Source organism: Zhongshania borealis, from assembly GCF_039539625.1.
Taxonomy (GTDB): Bacteria; Pseudomonadota; Gammaproteobacteria; order Pseudomonadales; family Spongiibacteraceae; genus Spongiibacter; species Spongiibacter borealis.
In genome coordinates, this window is sequence record NZ_BAABDM010000003.1 from 280,103 (window position 1) to 296,644 (window position 16,542).

The window sequence follows — 16,542 nt, forward strand, 5'->3', positions numbered from 1 at the left end:
GAAGCCACGATGCCACGCATCATAGTATTGCCAAACGAAGCGCTGTGCCCAGAGGGCGAAGTACTTGAGGCCGCCAGCGGCGAAACCATCTGCGACGTTATGCTTGCCAATGGCATTCATATCGAGCACGCCTGCGAGAAATCCTGTGCGTGCACCACGTGTCACGTGATCGTGCGCGAGGGCATTGAGTCACTCGATGAGGCGGATGAGCTGGAAGAGGATATGCTTGATAAGGCCTGGGGTTTAGAGCCTGACTCTCGGCTCAGCTGTCAGGCTGCGGTGACTGACCGCGACTTAGTGGTCGAAATTCCCCGTTACACCATCAATATGGTGTCTGAACAACATTAATGGCCCTTAGGGCAGTTTAGAGGACGGATTAAATGGGCTTGAAGTGGACAGATGTGCTGGACATCGGGATTGAGTTGGCAGAGAAATTCCCTGATATCGATCCAACTTACGTTAATTTCGTCGATTTACACCAATGGGTGATTGGGCTTGAGGATTTTGATGACGATCCAAAGCGCAGCGGTGAGAAGGTTCTTGAGGCAATTCAGGCCGCTTGGCTCGACGAGCAGGATTGATACTTCGGCTAGAACGCAGGGCTATTTCTGGTAGAAAAACCGTTCTGGGCCGAAACCCATGCTATATCCCGCTGTCTGAGCCTCACTCGCGTACCTATTTGACGCTAATACGCGTATAATTCGACGATTTTTCGCGCCGGGTAAAATTACCCGATGTTATTGTTTTACTTTTTTGGAGAAAGACCGATGGGCGTTCAACGTACCCTTTCCATAGCCAAGCCTGATGCTGTTAGCAAAAACGTTATTGGTGAAATTTACAGTCGTTTTGAAAAAGCCGGTTTGCGCATTGTTGCGGCTAAGATGCTGCGTTTGAGCCGCGATCAAGCTGAAGGCTTTTATGCTGAGCACAAAGGCCGTCCGTTCTTCCCCGCGCTGATTGACTTCATGACCTCTGGTCCTGTTACTGTGCAGGTTCTTGAAGGTGAAGGCGCTGTACTTAAAAATCGTGACCTGATGGGTGCCACCAACCCTAAAGAAGCCGCTGCGGGCACTATTCGTGCTGATTTCGCTGAATCAATCGATGCCAATGCGGTACACGGTTCAGATTCAGAAGAATCTGCAGCACGCGAAATTGCGTTCTTTTTCGCGACCAGTGAGCTGTGTGACCGCGTATAAGCGGTAACACATTCATTGCAGGGCACGATAATGGCAACAGAAAATCAAACCGACCCCACCGCGCTTGTGCAGCAGCCCCGAGTAAATTTGCTCGGCATGTCGCGCAAAAATATGGAGGCGTACCTCAGCTCCATAGGTGAAAAGCCATTTCGTGCCCAGCAGATCCTCAAGTGGATTCATCACTCGGGGATCGACAATTTTGATGAAATGACCAATCTCGGCAAACCCTTGCGGGCCAAGCTCCAGGAGCTTGCCGAGATTCGTCCTCCAAATGTGGTTAAGCAGCTCGATTCTATCGATGGCACACGAAAGTGGGCTGTCGAGGTTGGCGGTAATAACCTCGTTGAAACGGTATTGATCCCAGACGGCCAGCGCGGCACATTGTGCGTCTCCTCGCAGGTGGGTTGCAGCCTTGATTGCAGCTTTTGCGCAACAGGCAAGCAGGGCTTTATGCGGGACCTTACCGCTTCCGAAATTATCGGTCAGGTGTGGTTGGCGATAAAGTCCTACGACGGTTTTAATAATGGCAACAAGCGCATCGTGACCAATGTCGTCATGATGGGCATGGGTGAGCCGTTATTGAACTTCGATAATGTGGTTGAGGCCATGAGCTTGATGCTGGATGATTTCGGTTACGGCTTGTCTAAGCGTCGGGTTACTTTAAGTACTTCTGGTGTTGTGCCGATGCTGGATAAGCTCGGCGATGTTTCCACCGTGTCGCTAGCGATTTCTTTGCATGCGCCAAACGATGAGCTGCGCAGTCAGTTAGTACCTATCAACAAAAAATACCCTATTGCTGAACTACTGGCCGCGAGTAAACGCTATATTGCCAAGCAAGAGGATACTCATCGCGTTGTCACGATCGAATATACCTTAATAGCTGGGGTTAACGATGGTGTTGAGCATGCCAAAGAGCTGGCTGAGGTATTGCGTGATTTACCATGCAAGGTGAATTTAATTCCGTTTAACCCGTTTTCCTTGTCGAACTATACGCGACCCAGTAATAACGCGGTTAACCGTTTTTGGCTGGTTATGACTGAGGCCGGGTATGTAACGACCGTGCGCACGCCGCGGGGGGATGATATTGACGCTGCTTGTGGGCAGCTAGCAGGTCAGGTTCAAGATCGCACCAAGCGCAGTGAGCGTCATCGCCAAAAGGCAGAACTAGCGCAGCCGATTCGTCTAGTATAATTTTTAAAAGGGAGCGTACTGCATGTCGTGCTTAAGAAAAAAAGGCATCACCGTATTAGCCCGAGTTGTCATGGCGACGCTAACACTGGTATTACTGCAAGCCTGTGTTACCACTAAAGACGGTGGCTTCGCTTCGAAGAAGGATGAGCAAAAGGCCTTCGATACTTCTTTGCAATTAGCACGAAACTATATTTCTCAAGGTAATTGGAATCAGGCTAAGCGCCACCTCCAGTATGTTGAGGAAAAAGACAAGAACAATCCCGAGACCTTAGAAGCGCTAGCCTTGGTATTTCAGAATACCGGCGAGCTGGAAATGGCTGAAAAGTACTATCAGAGGTCAATAGCTTCGGCGCCTAAAGTTTCCAGGGTACGTAATAATTACGCGGCGTTTTTGTATGCACGGGGTCGTTATGATGAGGCCGCAAGTCAGCTCGAAATCGTAGTACAGGAATTACTTTATGAAAAACGCGTCGAGGCGTTTGTTAATCTCGGTCGTTGCTATATGCAGTTAAATGAACTGCCCAAGGCGGAAGAGGCCTTCAAACGCGCATTTTTGATGCAGGGCGATGATGCGAATGTCTTAATGTCACTAGCCGAAGTTTATTTTCGGATGGGCCGTTTTGCTGAAGCCCAGCGCTATTACGATGCCTTTCGTAGTAAAAGCCCTAATCAGTCGGCCAGTGCCTTGTGGTTGGGTATTCGTTTAGCTGATAAATTTGATGACAAGAACACCCATGCGAGTTTTGCGCTGGCGCTTAAGAATTTATACCCTAAGTCTGAAGAGTATCTTTTGTATAAAGCCTATATTCAGAATGGTAACGGTGGCAGCCGTTAAGGACCTCTAAATGCCGGGAAATGACGATTACTACCCGGGACCACCGGGTTCAGTTTTATATGATGCGCGTATTAGCGCCGGTAAGACCGTACTTGAAACTGCCGAAGCACTAAATTTGCTGAATAGCTATGTTGAGGCGCTAGAAAACAACGATTACTCGCGGTTTAACTCCCCGCTATTTGCTCGCGGCTATATTAAAAGCTATGCCCGGTATTTAGGGCTAGATGAAACACCATTACTAAAAGATTGCGACCGTATTTGTCGTCGCGAAGAAGACAGTAAAGGCCAGAAGCCAACGCGGCCACAAGGCATTGCTAAGGCACCAGGTAACCCACCGTTGATATCCGCTTTAATTGTTTCCTTATTAGTGTGGTGTATTGCGGTCTGGGTATATGGTGGTAAGCCAGAGCCAGAATTAGTCGTAAGTGTTTTGGCGGAACGTTTTGAACCCCTTACGGAAATTGATATTACGCCTTCTTTGGGTGAGGTTTTATTGGCCACGGGTATCGACTCGCCGACACTCGATAAACAAGCAGAATCGTCTAGTGCGACCGCTGAGGCCGCAGAAGTGGAATTTGAGCTTTTGGAACCAGTTTGGATAGAGTTGCGCGACGTTCAGAATAGTGTGGTGATGAGCGGTGTGCAGGACAAAGGCGAAAAATTGCGTTTTGATATTCAGGGCCCTGTTACCATTAGCATGGCTTATTGGCCGGCAGTGATTAGCCAATATAACGGCCAAAAAATAGAGTTGAAGAACTTGGTAAATAGTAATGCAGTACGTGTGAAGGTAGGTGAATTATGAAAATGGCCTCTCCGATCAAGCGCCGAATATCGCGACAGATTCATATTGGTAGCGTTGCAGTGGGTGGCGATGCGCCTATTTCAGTGCAGAGCATGACCAATACTGAAACTTGTGACGTTGCGGCGACGGTAGCGCAAATAAAACGTTTAGAAGCGGCGTGTGCCGATATTGTGCGGGTTTCGGTGCCTAGTATGGAAGCTGCGGAAGCGTTTCGCGAAATACGTAAGCAAGTTTCGGTTCCATTGGTCGCCGACATTCACTTTGATCATAAAATTGCGATCAAGGTTGCTGAATACGGCGTAGATTGCCTGCGTATTAATCCCGGTAATATTGGTCGTGAAGACCGAGTGCGCGCGGTTATCGACGCTGCCAAATATCACAATATCCCGATTCGCATCGGGGTAAATGCGGGTTCTTTAGAAAAAGAACTCCAGCGCAAATACGGTGAGCCAACGCCAGAGGCCTTGGTTGAATCCGCTATGCGTCATATCGACATTCTCGATAAATTGGATTTCCAAGACTTTAAACTCAGCGTAAAAGCCTCGGATGTATTTATGGCTGTGGCCGCTTATCGTCAGATTGCGAGCCAAATAGATCAGCCGCTGCACTTGGGCATAACTGAAGCGGGTGGTTTGCGCGGTGGTACAGTTAAATCAGCAGTGGGCTTGGGTCTGCTCCTGATGGACGGCATTGGAGATACGATTCGAGTGTCATTGGCGGCTGACCCCGTTGAAGAAGTAAAAGTTGGCTATGAAATTTTGAAAAGCCTTAAACTGCGCACTAAGGGGATAAATTTTATTGCTTGTCCGAGCTGCTCGCGTCAAAACTTTGATGTGATCAGCACCATGAACGAGCTCGAAGCGCGTCTTGACGATGTCACCATTCCACTCGACGTGGCCGTTATTGGCTGTATTGTGAATGGCCCTGGCGAAGCAAAAGAAGCTGAAATTGGATTGACTGGTGGCACACCCAATAATTTGGTGTACGTGGCGGGCAAACCAGATCATAAAGTGAAGAATGAAGGCTTGGTTGATCATCTTGAAAAATTGATCCGTGAAAAGATCGCGGTTAAAGCCGAGCAGGAAAAAGACCTTATTGCCCGCAGTTAAGGTTTTTTGCATTTAAATAAAGTAGTGCCGCACTAGCGGCAGACAGGAATCAGTTTTGGCACGTATACAATCAATCAGGGGTATGAACGATATTCTGCCCACAGAAACGCCACTTTGGCAGTATCTGGAAGCAAAAATTCGCGACGTACTCAGCCGTTATGGGTATAGCGAAATACGCTTCCCGATAGTTGAGCACACTGAATTATTCAAACGCTCTATTGGTGAAGTCACCGATATTGTTGAAAAAGAAATGTACACCTTTGAAGATCGCAATGGCGATAGTCTGACTTTGCGCCCGGAAGGTACTGCTAGCTGTGTGCGGGCCTGCGATCAAAATGGATTGCTGCACAATCAGATTCAACGTCTTTGGTATACCGGTCCGATGTTCCGTCATGAGCGTCCTCAGAAGGGGCGCTTGCGCCAGTTTCATCAGGTTGGGGTAGAAACCTTTGGTATGACTGGGCCAGATATCGATGCGGAACTGATTTTGCTCAGTGCGCGCTTGTGGCGCGAACTCGGTATCAGTGATGCACTGACACTTGAGCTTAATAGTATCGGTAATGCGGATTCCCGCGCCAAATATCGCCAGGCTCTTGTCGATTATTTGTCTGAATTTAAAGATCAACTAGACGAAGACAGCTTGCGTCGGCTTGGTAGTAATCCGCTGCGTATACTTGATACTAAAGACCCCAAAACCAGAGAAATTTTGTTGGCTGCGCCGGTACTAGCGGATTATCTCGACGAGGTTTCGCGCGCTCACTTTCAGGGATTGTGCGCGCGGCTTGACGCCGCTGGAATCCCCTATAAGCTCAATCCCCAGCTTGTGCGCGGGCTGGATTATTACGGCCTGACAGTGTTTGAATGGACAACCGATAAACTCGGTGCCCAGGGGACGGTGTGTGCTGGTGGACGCTATGATGGATTAGTAGAGCAGCTAGGTGGCAAGCCAACCCCGGCAGTGGGCTTTGCGATGGGCATAGAGCGCCTATGTCTATTGCTAGAAACCCTCGCTGTGGCGCCGAAAATGCCCGCTTTGGCAGATGTGTTTATAGTATCGCTTGGTGAAAAAGCCGAGATTGCCGCGCTTACTTTAGCGGAAACACTGCGGACCGCGATACCGGGGGCGAGAGTGCTTATCAACTGCGGTGGCGGAAGCTTTAAAAGTCAGTTTAAGAAAGCAGATAAAAGCGGCGCTACGGTTGCGATCGTGTTAGGTGAAGATGAATTGGCGCGGTCAGTGGCAGCGGTTAAGTCGCTGCGTGATAGCCAGAGTGAACAGCAGCTTATCGCGCTGGTCGAAATACCTGGCTATATTGGCAAAACATTTTTTTAAGCACCCTTAGGGTGAGTTATTAACGCATTTTATTACACAATCTTAGGGCACTGCCTACGTCGGAGAGGAAGTTAAGTGGAAACGTTTCGTACAGAAGAAGAACAAGTCGAAGCCATTAAAAGATGGTGGCAGGAAAACGGTAAATCGACGGTTTTTGGCATTGGCCTCGCGCTGGCAATCGTTTTTGGTTGGAAAGGTTGGCAGGGCCACACAAAAGACCAAGCAGCCCAAGCCTCAGCTATTTTTGATAATTTAATGGTTGCCGATGCCGCAGTGCAGCGTGACGGCACTAGTCGCAGCACGGCGGAGCACTTGGCCAGTACCCTAAAAGACCAGTACGCCAATTTGAGTTACGGTCAGTTTGCTGGTTTGTATAAAGCGAAATACGCCGTACAAGACGGTGAATACGATATAGCTGCCAGTGAACTGGAGTGGGTATTAGATCAAGGCCCAGATCCAGTAATAAAGGCGCAAACTCAAGTTCGCCTCGCGCAAGTGCGTTTCGCACTCGATGATTTTCCTGCGGCACTGGCTTTATTAGATGCGGCTGCCAGTAGCGGTTATGCAGCGCAAGCGGCGGAGTTGCGCGGTGATATATTGTTTTCCCAAGGTGATAGCGCGGCTGCATTGAGCGCATACCAGCAAGCAAAAGTGTTGGCGCGTGAGCAGGAGGTGCCGAGCAATAACGCTTTGCTGGATCTGAAGATAAATGATCTCAACGCTGCCGTTACTACTGAAAAAGGAACTAACTAATGGTTTTATTTCGCAAGCTCAGTCTCGTACTGGCTACGCTGATGGTAGTGGCCTGCGCCTCTGATCCGACGAGTCGCGAGCCTGCAAATCTCACGGATTTTGATGCTGAGAAAAAATTAAAAGAAGCCTGGTCCTTTTCGCTGGGAGACGGTCAGGCGGAAGCTTTCCACCGCCTAACTCCGGTGATCGATGGTGACGAGATATTTGTCGCCTCGTCTAATGGGAAAATGGCTGCGCTGAACAAGTCCAGTGGCAAAGCGATCTGGAAAAAATCCCTTGATTTGCGCATCTCTGGCGGCATTGGCGTGTCTGGCACTATGCTGTTTGTTGGTACCTCCGACGGTGAAGTCGTGGGCCTAGATCGCCTAACGGGTGGAATTATTTGGACTACACCAGTCAATAGCGAAGTGCTTAGCGCGCCGCAAAGTGATGGCGATGTGGTTGTTGCGCAAACGTATAGCGGTGAGGTTCACGGCTTTAGTGCTACCGACGGCAAAGAATTGTGGCGCTACACCTCACAATTACCGCGTTTAACCTTGCGTGGCACGAGTACGCCCAAAATTGTAAGTGGCGTGGTGATGGTTGGATTTGCCAATGGCCGTGTTGTTGCTTTTGATATTGAAAATGGCGCAGTGCGCTGGGAGCAACGTGTTGCTGTTCCTAAGGGCAGCACCGAAATTGAGCGTTTAGTTGATGTCGACGGTCGTCTATTAGTCATGGAAGATGGCCAAACTGTGATCGCCACAGGGTATCAGGGCCAAGTAATGGCTATTGATATTGGCAGTGGTCGCCCCCTTTGGGCGAAAGAAACCTCAAGCTATGTGGGTGCTACCAGCGCGCTGGGTAATATCTATGTAGTCGCTGCCGATGGTAGTGTTAATGCCCTAGACGGTAACGGTCAGGGTGCGCGCTGGACGCAAACCGTGTTAGCCCGTCGTGAATTAACCGAGCCCGTTGCCTTTGAAGGCGCAATTGGCGTTGGTGATTTTGAAGGTTATTTGCACATGTTAGCCCAAGTCGATGGACGTTTGTTGGCGCGTACTCGTGTTGACAGTGACGGTCTGCGCGCGCCAATGACGGCCGATGGTGATTTATTATATGTCTACGGTAATAGCGGCGAATTGGTCGCCTATAAACTGAAAGATCGTTAATTGATTTAAAACGTTATATACCGGCATTGCGCCGAGCAGAGTTGTAAAAATATTATGGTTCCAGTAATCGCCTTGGTAGGCCGACCCAATGTTGGCAAATCAACTCTGTTTAACAGGCTGACTAAAAGCCGTGACGCATTGGTGGCTAATTTTCCCGGTCTCACCCGAGACCGCAAATACGGTGAGGCCAATCATGGTAGTCGTCGTTATATCGTTATTGATACTGGCGGCATTAATGGCGACGAAGAAGGCATAGATGGGCCGATGGCTCAGCAGTCGATGCAGGCTATTGATGAAGCCGATGTCGTGCTGCTAATGCTGGACTCGCGCGCGGGGTTAATGCCAGCTGATGAAGGCTTAATAAAACATCTGCGCAGCTGTTCTAAACCGGTTTTCTTTGTTGCCAATAAAGTCGACGGTGTTGATGCTGAGGTCGCCAAAGCGGAATTTTATAAAACTGGCGCCGAACATATTTACCCGCTAACTGCGACCCAAGGCAAAGGCGTACGGGCCTTAATGGACGATGTGCTGGCCAAGTTTCCCCAGGAGGCTGAGGACAAACAAGCTGCGCTAGCGACAGGTAAGAAAATTGCGATAGTTGGGCGCCCGAATGTCGGTAAATCAACCCTGGTTAACCGCATGCTCGGAGAAGATCGTGTAGTGGTGTACGACCAACCGGGCACGACCCGTGACAGCGTGTATATTAACTATCAGCGTGAAGGCGAAGATTACACTCTGATTGATACCGCGGGTATTCGTAAGCGCAAACACATTTCTGAGGCCGTTGAAAAATTCTCGATAGTTAAAACACTGAAAGCAATTGATGATGCCAACGTTGTTATCCTCGTTATGGATGGCCGCGAGAGCATTGTTGATCAAGACTTACACCTTCTTGGTCAAGTAGTGGATTCCGGCCGGGCAGTGGTGGTCGCCATTAATAAATGGGATGGCCTGACTGCGGATCAGAAAAATCACATCAAAAGCGAATTAGACCGCCGATTGCAGTTTATTGATTTTGCAGAGATTCACTTTATCTCGGCGCTGCATGGCACGGGAGTTGGTCACCTATACGAGTCGGTTGAGAAGGCTTATGAGTCGGCTACCCGTCAATTGCAGACTCGTATGTTAACGACAATTCTTGAAGGCGCGGTGCACGATCACTCGCCGCCTATGATAAATGGCCGCCGCATAAAATTGCGCTATGCGCACCCTGGTGGCCAGAATCCACCGATCATCGTTATACACGGTAACCAGACTGAGAAAGTCCCTGGTAGTTATACCCGTTACCTTGAGAAAGTATTCCGTCGTGAATTAAAAATGATGGGTACGCCGATTAAAATTGAATTTAAAACTTCAGAAAACCCCTTCGAAGGCAAAAAAAATGTGCTGACGAAACGGCAGATTGAACACAAGCAGCGCTTGAAAAAATTTACCGCAAAAAAATCCAGCAAGAAGAAAAAATAAGTCTTCATGCCATTGGCTTACCATTGCAACGAGGGTTTGAATTGCTTGCATCAAACTCTCGCTAAAATTTAACTTAATTATGATGAATACAGCTAATAAGCCAGACCTCGACAGCCCAGAAAATATCGCGGTTTTTGTCGAGGCTTTTTATGAGCGCTTGCTCGCTGATCCCCATTTAGCGCCTATTTTTATCGATGTTGCCAATATCGACGTTCGTGAACACTTTCCTCGAATTCAAGCTTACTGGCAAAAACTGCTATTAGGCGATAGTGGCTATCAGCGTCACACCATGAATATTCATCGTCAATTACACGCTAAGCAGAATCTACAGCTTAGTGATTTTAAGCTTTGGTTAGCCTATTTTATCGAGACGGCGGACGAACATTTTAGTGGTGCAAAAACAGAGCGTGCCAAACGTATTGCAAGAACCATTGCGGGAAATATGTCAACATCATTGAGAGTTGATGAGTGAGGGTAGTTGCGGCGGTTCAGTAATATACTATTATTAGGGCGTTGCTAGGGAGCGACGACTGAGCAGTCTACTTAAGGGAATATATATGATTGTAGTCTATGGCGTTAGGGAACAGCTTAACCCGATAAAAACAAAACTGTCCGAAGTGATTCATGGCTGCGTAGTCGCGGTGCTTGGAATGCCTGAAGGCAAGCGTGCTCATCGTTTTATCCCGCTGGAATTGGAAAACTTCTTCTATCCGACTGATCGTTCTGAGGCGTATACCGTTATTGAAATTAATATGATGCTAGGTCGTACAGTGGAAACCAAAAAAGCGTTGATAAAAGCGCTCTATGAACGGATATCTGCGGAGCTATTTATCGCTAATGCCGACATCGAAATTACGATCAAGGAGCAACCAGCACATTGTTGGGGCTTTCGCGGGATTACTGGTGACGAAGCAGCTGATCTTGGTTACCAATTGAACGTATGATTTCCTGCCTAGATATTATTCTCGTTCAGTAGTTTAACGTTCTTCGTGTTTTGTTTGCTCGGGATTCGGCAGCCTAATAATATAAATGGAAACTGCCATCGCGATGATAACCATTGTTATGGACACCCAGATAATCTTTACTATGAGCAGTGCGCTGCTCAGAATCATAATCCACAACATTCCCAGAATGAGCGCCTTAATCCGGCGCGGAATGCCTTGGCCGTCTAAAAAATAGCGAATATAACGTCCCCACCAGCGGTGCTCCGTAAGCCAGGTGTAGAAGCGTGGCGAGCTACGTAAGAAACATGCTGCGCTGAGTATCAAAAATGGCGATGTCGGCACCACAGGTAAAAGCAGTCCGATCATCCCGAGCGCAAATGAAATCCACCCTAATATGAATAGCGCATAGCGAATTATGGGGTTGCGATGTTGGTATGGGGTTTTCGCCACCATTGTTCATCCTATTCATCGTGTTGGCTAGACATGATCGTTTTTGTCAGCGACTTGATCAGCTGCGACATTGTCTGTTTTTGGTCGCCCAGAGATACTCAATTCAAGAATATCTCATTCTACGCGAAGCTGTCGTGCCAATAGTTGTAAATCAATATTACAGGCCGCGTTGGAATTTACTGTACTTAACTGTGAAGGAGAAAACAGATGGCTGCATCGGCTGAAGTGCTAAGCCAGGCCTTTACCCTCGGGTATACCTATACCCGTTCGACAGGCCCGATTGTCGGTCAGTTCCTGACCTCATTGCGCGACCGTAAAATGGTCGGTATTAAAGCCAGTGATGGCAAGGTATTGATGCCGCCGGTCGAATTTGATCCCGTCAGCGCTGCGGCCCTAACGGAATTTGTCGAGCTAGCCGACAGTGGTGTCGTTAAAACTTGGTGCTGGGTCAGTCACCCTCGAAAGGCTCACCCCAGCGACAAGCCATTTGCGTGGGCAATGATTCAGCTCGATGGCGCGGACACACCTATGTTGCACTGGGTCGACGCCGGTGACGAGGCGGCAATGAGCACCGGAATGCGCGTAAAAGTACGCTGGGCCGAAGAAACGAAGGGATTGATGTCTGATGTAAACGGCTTTGTCCCTGAAGCGGTAGCCTTGTTGGGCGAATTAAAGGTCAATGAAGCAACAGAAACGATTACGGGCATGGAAGCGCCGATTTATTTAACCTATAACTTCACCGCGGGAAAAGCGACAGCACTGTACTTGCGCTCCGTTAAAAAAGGCCAGTTGGTTGGTCAGCGCTGCCCGAATTGCCGCAATGTTTATATTCCGCCGCGGGGCTCTTGTGCTGCATGCGGTGTGCCGACGGTCGAAGAAGTGGTGCTGGGCAATAAGGCCACCGTGGAGTCCTTCACTATTGTCTATATTCCTATTCCCGGGAATCCCATTAAACCGCCCTATGTTATTGCCAATCTGGTTTTAGATGGCGCGAACCTAAGCTTTCTACACCTGCTCAGCGAATGTAAAAACGAAGACGTGCGCATTGGTATGCGGGTTGAAGCAGTCTGGAAGCCCGAGGCTGAATGGGGCTACGCCATGGAGAATATTCAATATTTCAAACCGATCGACGAGCCTGATATGGCGGTCAATGAAATCGGAAAACTAATCGATGAGGGCAAATAAGATGCGGGATGTTGCGATAGTTGCCTTTGCGCAATCGAATTGCCAGCGCGATGCTGGAGCGCAAAACGAAGTAGAACTGATCATGCCAGTATTGCAGGATGTATATAAGCAGGCGGGTATTAAAAATGCGCAAGACGTAGATTTTACCTGCTCGGGCAGCTGCGATTACCAGCAAGGCGCCGCGTTTGCCTTTGTTGCGGGTGTTGACGCTCTTGGTGCGGTACCGCCGATCAAAGAATCTCACGTTGAAATGGATGCAGCTTGGGCGCTTTATGAAGGCTGGTTAAAAATACAAATGGGCCACGCGGAGTCGGCACTGCTCTATGGCTTTGGTAAATCGTCACCCGGCGAATTACCTATTGTGTTGTCCCAGCAGCTTGATCCTTACTATTTGGCACCGCTTTGGGTAGATACGATCGCCTTTGCCGCGATGCAAGCTCGCACGATGCTGGACTCGGGCATCATCAGTGAGTTAGATATGGCGGAAGTTGTCTCGCGCTCGCGTAATAATGCCTTGAGTAACCCCCACGCCCAGCTCAAGGGCGACGGTGATGCTGCCAGCCTGTTGGCTGAACCAATGTATATGTCGCCACTTCGTCGTCACGATTGCTGCCCAATTTCCGACGGTGCCTGTGCAATGATTATTTGTACGGTAGAAAAAGCAGAGGAATGGGGTAAGCCCTATGCCGTAATCAAAGGTATTGATCACCGTATTGAAACTCACCATATCGGCTCGCGAGATTTAAGCCGTTCTGTCTCTACCGAAATTGCAGGTGAAGCGGCTGGCGTAAATAACGGCGCTGTTGATGTCGCCGAGTTATACGCACCCTTTAGTCACCAAGAAATTATTCTCAAGCGGGCCTTGGGACTAAGCGACGATACTGTCATTAATCCGTCTGGTGGTGTTTTGGCTGGCAATGTAATGATGGCATCGGGCTTGTCCCGTATCGGCGAAGTGGCGATGCGTATTATTCGTGGTGAAGCCAAGCGCGGTGTTGCACACGCTACCTCTGGTCCGTGTCTGCAACAAAATCTGGTTACCGTATTGGAGGCGAAATAATGGCCCAGTTAGCAGCGGTTGTTGGCGTAGGCCAGACCAAATATAAAACTAAACGCAAAGACGTTTCCATTGCTGGATTAGTGCGCGAGGCGGCAGTGGCCGCGCTAGAAGACGCGGGTCTAGATTGGAATGATATTGACGCCGTTATCCTCGGTAAAGCCCCAGATATGTTTGAAGGTGTCATCATGCCTGAGCTGTATCTTACGGATGCATTGGGTTGTAACGGTAAGCCTATGCTACGAGTTCACACGGCGGGTTCCGTGGGCGGCTCAACCGCAGTGGTGGCGGCGTCGTATATTCAAAGCGGTGTTTTCAAACGCATTTTAACTGTGTCGTTTGAGAAACAGTCGGAGTCCAACGCAATGTGGGCGCTCTCCAATCCCCAGCCGTTTTCTCCACATTTGAATGCGGGCGCTGGCGGCTATTTTGCGCCGATTATTCGTGAGTATATGCGCCGCTCAAATGCACCTTACGACGCCGGTATCAAAGTGGCCGTTAAGGATCGCCTGCACGGCGCAAGAAACCCACTGGCGCATTTGCAGCTGCCTAATATCACCATGAAAGAAGTGGAAGACAGTCCAATGCTGTGGGAGCCGCTGCGTTTTTTGGAAGCCTGCCCATCATCCGATGGCGCCTGTGCCATGATTATCGCCAATGAGGAATTAGCGACTAAATCTCCGCGCAAGCCAGCCTGGATTCGCGGAACGGCTATGCGCTCTGAGCCAACGATGTATGCTGGTCGCGAACAAGTAAACCCTCAGGCAGGGATTGACTGCGCCAAAGATGTTTACGCGCAGGCTGGTATTCATAATCCCCGTAAAGATCTTGATTGTGCCGAAGTCTATGTACCGTTCTCATGGTATGAGCCAATGTGGCTCGAGAACCTCGGCTTTGCTGACGTTGGCAAGGGCTGGGAGTTAACCATGAGCGGCGCTACTTCGCTTGATGAGGGTGGCGACATCCCGTGGAACTGCTCTGGTGGTGTTTTGTCATCAAACCCGATTGGCGCCTCCGGTATGATTCGTTTTGCTGAAGCGGCACAACAGGTGCGTGGTGAAGCCCATGGACATCAGGTTGAGGGTGCTAAAACAGCCCTAGGCCATGCTTACGGTGGTGGTGCTCAGTTCTTTTCAATGTGGGTAGTGAGTGCTGACAAGCCTTAAATATACGCAGTAGCAGCGGCGTCGGTGGCATCGTCTCTTGGGAGGATGGCCACGGCGGGCTGCGATTGCTACATTGGGCTTTATCGTACAAATTAACGTGGTCGCTGCGCAACATCTGTCGTATTGGGTGTAGCCGTGACCGCGCTAGCAATCACACAACACCGCAGGGCGAAGCTAATTACCGCCTTCAAAATAAGAAAGGACTGGCTTATGGGAATGCACTTTAATCTTGCCGATTTATTCGAGGCTGTTGCCGACAAAGTACCCGAGCGCGAAGCGCTGGTTTGCGGTAGCAATCGGAGTAGTTTTGCCGAGTTAGATGCTGGCGCCAACCAAATGGCCCACTATTTGGCAGCGCAGGGTGTAAAAGCTGGCGATCATGTTGGCTTGTATATGTATAACTGCAGCGAATACCTAGAAGCAATGCTGGCCTGTTTTAAAATTCGCGCCGTGCCAATTAACGTCAATTACCGCTATGTTAAAGACGAGTTGCTCTACATCTTCGACAATGCGGATATGGTGGCGTGTATTCACCACCGGGAATTTATACCGGCTATTGCTGAGGTGCGCGAAGCAGCTAAAAAGCTGAAGGTGTTTATTTCAGTGCCGGATCAGAGCGACGAAGATTTAAGCGCGGTCGGCGCGGTGGATTATCACGCGGCGAAAGAAGGTCAAAATAAAGCGCGCGATTTTACTGAACGCTGCGGCAGCGATTATTTTATTCTCTATACCGGTGGCACCACGGGTATGCCCAAGGGCGTAATGTGGCCCCATGAAAATGTATTTTTTGCTGCGATGGGCGGGGGTGGCCATTTTTCGCCACTGGGCGCCTGTGTTGTACCAGAAGACATGGCTAGCCGCGTTTCCGAGAATCCACTGCGCGGTATCGCACTCGCACCGCTCATGCACGGTGCCTCATGGTGGTATGCCTGTATCCAATTGTTGGCCGGTAACACCTTGATTCTAAATCATCATCGTTCCTTTGACGGCGCTGCGGTGTGGCAAATTGTTGCCGACGAAAAAATCCACGCCATACAAATTGTTGGCGACGCGATGGCTATTCCACTGCTGGATGCGCTGGCTGAAAATCCAGATCGTTGGGATTTATCAAACGTATTCAACGTGGGTTCTGGCGGCGCGATATTCTCTGATGCTAAGCAAGAAGCCTTTAAAAAATATTTTCCTAATGTGTTTATCACCAATAGCTTTGGCTCTTCTGAAGGTGGCCAAATGGGGATGGACAACGGCAGTAAAAAGACGGCATCGGGTCTTGGTAATGTAAGTCGAAATGACGAAATGGACGTTATCATCGACGAAGAAGGTCAGCCTCGGCGCCACGCAGAAATCGGTGAAACCGGTATATTTGCACGCTCTGGCTACATCCCAATGGGCTATTACAACGACCCGGTAAAAACTGCAAAGACCTTTATCGAAGTCGATGGCAAGCGCTGGCTGTTGACGGGTGACGCCGCGAAAATTGAGGACGATGGCTCAATAACTGTATTTGGCCGTGGCTCTAATTGTATTAATAGCGGTGGTGAAAAAATCTTTCCAGAAGAAGTGGAAGACGCACTCAAAGCGCACGAGGGTATTTTTGATGCACTGGTCGTCGGCGTGGCCGATGACCGCTGGGGCAACCGCGTTAGCGCAATTATTCAGGCACGCAAGGGCATAAAACTCGACCTAAATAACGTGCAAGAGCATTGCCGTAAGCACATTGCTGGTTACAAAGTACCCCGCGAAATTCATCTTATTGATGAGCTTCCTCGTGCCCCAAGTGGCAAACCGGATTACAAAACTGCTAAAGCCTTTGCTGAAAGCGGCGCTGGTGCAGTGGCCTAAGGGGAAGACGCTTGACTGGAGACGGAAGACGCTAAGCTCAGAAAAAGGCCCACATGTTACTTGG

At 49.4% G+C, this 16,542-nt stretch carries 18 protein-coding genes; 17 read left to right on the forward strand and 1 reads right to left on the reverse strand.

Annotated features, from left to right (window positions below; genetic code table 11):
- Positions 1-9: 9 nt before the first annotated feature.
- From fdx to ABD836_RS10700, 13 genes are all read left to right on the forward strand, one after another.
- Positions 10-348 (forward strand): ISC system 2Fe-2S type ferredoxin, encoded by a 339-nt coding sequence (gene fdx / locus ABD836_RS10640; protein WP_344935568.1) that lies wholly within the window; start codon positions 10-12, stop codon positions 346-348.
- Positions 349-380: 32 nt separating this feature from the next.
- Positions 381-581: a Fe-S cluster assembly protein IscX gene (iscX, locus tag ABD836_RS10645; RefSeq protein WP_344935570.1), complete on the forward strand. Its 201-nt coding sequence runs from the start codon at positions 381-383 to the stop codon at positions 579-581.
- Between the two features lie 186 nt (positions 582-767).
- Positions 768-1,196 carry a nucleoside-diphosphate kinase gene (ndk, locus tag ABD836_RS10650; protein ID WP_008248907.1) on the forward strand — a complete coding sequence of 143 codons (429 nt, stop codon included), beginning with the start codon at positions 768-770 and terminating at the stop codon, positions 1,194-1,196.
- A 30-nt stretch (positions 1,197-1,226) separates the two neighbouring features.
- Entirely contained in the window at positions 1,227-2,387 is a 1,161-nt protein-coding gene (rlmN, locus tag ABD836_RS10655) for a dual-specificity RNA methyltransferase RlmN (RefSeq protein WP_344935575.1), read from the forward strand.
- Positions 2,388-2,409: 22 nt separating this feature from the next.
- The gene (gene pilW / locus ABD836_RS10660) at positions 2,410-3,222 is read left to right on the forward strand and encodes a type IV pilus biogenesis/stability protein PilW (RefSeq protein ID WP_344935578.1); all 813 of its coding nucleotides are present in this window, start codon (positions 2,410-2,412) and stop codon (positions 3,220-3,222) included.
- 10 nt (positions 3,223-3,232) lie between these two features.
- The gene (locus tag ABD836_RS10665) at positions 3,233-4,024 is read left to right on the forward strand and encodes a helix-turn-helix domain-containing protein (protein WP_344935580.1); all 792 of its coding nucleotides are present in this window, start codon (positions 3,233-3,235) and stop codon (positions 4,022-4,024) included.
- Positions 4,021-5,133 carry a flavodoxin-dependent (E)-4-hydroxy-3-methylbut-2-enyl-diphosphate synthase gene (ispG, locus tag ABD836_RS10670; protein ID WP_344935582.1) on the forward strand — a complete coding sequence of 371 codons (1,113 nt, stop codon included), beginning with the start codon at positions 4,021-4,023 and terminating at the stop codon, positions 5,131-5,133. The genes ABD836_RS10665 and ispG overlap by 4 nt, the downstream gene beginning before the upstream one ends.
- A 55-nt stretch (positions 5,134-5,188) precedes the next feature.
- Complete coding sequence (hisS, locus tag ABD836_RS10675) at positions 5,189-6,466, forward strand: histidine--tRNA ligase (RefSeq protein WP_344935584.1); 1,278 nt, start codon at positions 5,189-5,191, stop codon at positions 6,464-6,466.
- Between the two features lie 75 nt (positions 6,467-6,541).
- The gene (locus ABD836_RS10680) at positions 6,542-7,219 is read left to right on the forward strand and encodes a YfgM family protein (RefSeq protein WP_344935587.1); all 678 of its coding nucleotides are present in this window, start codon (positions 6,542-6,544) and stop codon (positions 7,217-7,219) included.
- Entirely contained in the window at positions 7,219-8,370 is a 1,152-nt protein-coding gene (gene bamB, locus ABD836_RS10685; RefSeq protein WP_344935590.1) for an outer membrane protein assembly factor BamB, read from the forward strand. Before ABD836_RS10680 ends, bamB begins: the two co-directional genes overlap by 1 nt.
- A gap of 54 nt (positions 8,371-8,424) precedes the next feature.
- Positions 8,425-9,834, forward strand: a complete 1,410-nt coding sequence (der, locus tag ABD836_RS10690; protein ID WP_344935592.1) for a ribosome biogenesis GTPase Der — start codon at positions 8,425-8,427, stop codon at positions 9,832-9,834.
- Positions 9,835-9,913: 79 nt separating this feature from the next.
- Complete coding sequence (locus ABD836_RS10695) at positions 9,914-10,306, forward strand: group III truncated hemoglobin (RefSeq protein ID WP_344935594.1); 393 nt, start codon at positions 9,914-9,916, stop codon at positions 10,304-10,306.
- 85 nt (positions 10,307-10,391) lie between these two features.
- Positions 10,392-10,778 (forward strand): tautomerase family protein, encoded by a 387-nt coding sequence (locus tag ABD836_RS10700; protein WP_344935597.1) that lies wholly within the window; start codon positions 10,392-10,394, stop codon positions 10,776-10,778.
- 33 nt (positions 10,779-10,811) lie between these two features.
- Here the strand turns inward: ABD836_RS10700 and ABD836_RS10705 are convergent, their stop codons facing one another.
- Entirely contained in the window at positions 10,812-11,231 is a 420-nt protein-coding gene (locus ABD836_RS10705; RefSeq protein ID WP_344935600.1) for a YbaN family protein, read from the reverse strand.
- Positions 11,232-11,435: 204 nt separating this feature from the next.
- Here ABD836_RS10705 and ABD836_RS10710 point away from each other — a divergent pair, with 204 nt between their 5' ends.
- The 4 genes from ABD836_RS10710 (at position 11,436) to ABD836_RS10725 (ending at position 16,478) form a co-directional block, all read left to right on the forward strand.
- Complete coding sequence (locus ABD836_RS10710) at positions 11,436-12,413, forward strand: Zn-ribbon domain-containing OB-fold protein (RefSeq protein ID WP_344935602.1); 978 nt, start codon at positions 11,436-11,438, stop codon at positions 12,411-12,413.
- Positions 12,400-13,473 (forward strand): thiolase domain-containing protein, encoded by a 1,074-nt coding sequence (locus tag ABD836_RS10715; RefSeq protein ID WP_344935604.1) that lies wholly within the window; start codon positions 12,400-12,402, stop codon positions 13,471-13,473. The genes ABD836_RS10710 and ABD836_RS10715 overlap by 14 nt, the downstream gene beginning before the upstream one ends.
- Positions 13,473-14,636, forward strand: a complete 1,164-nt coding sequence (locus ABD836_RS10720; RefSeq protein WP_344935606.1) for a thiolase domain-containing protein — start codon at positions 13,473-13,475, stop codon at positions 14,634-14,636. The genes ABD836_RS10715 and ABD836_RS10720 overlap by 1 nt, the downstream gene beginning before the upstream one ends.
- A 210-nt stretch (positions 14,637-14,846) precedes the next feature.
- Positions 14,847-16,478: an acyl-CoA synthetase gene (locus ABD836_RS10725; RefSeq protein WP_344935608.1), complete on the forward strand. Its 1,632-nt coding sequence runs from the start codon at positions 14,847-14,849 to the stop codon at positions 16,476-16,478.
- The last annotated feature ends 64 nt before the right edge of the window (positions 16,479-16,542 follow it).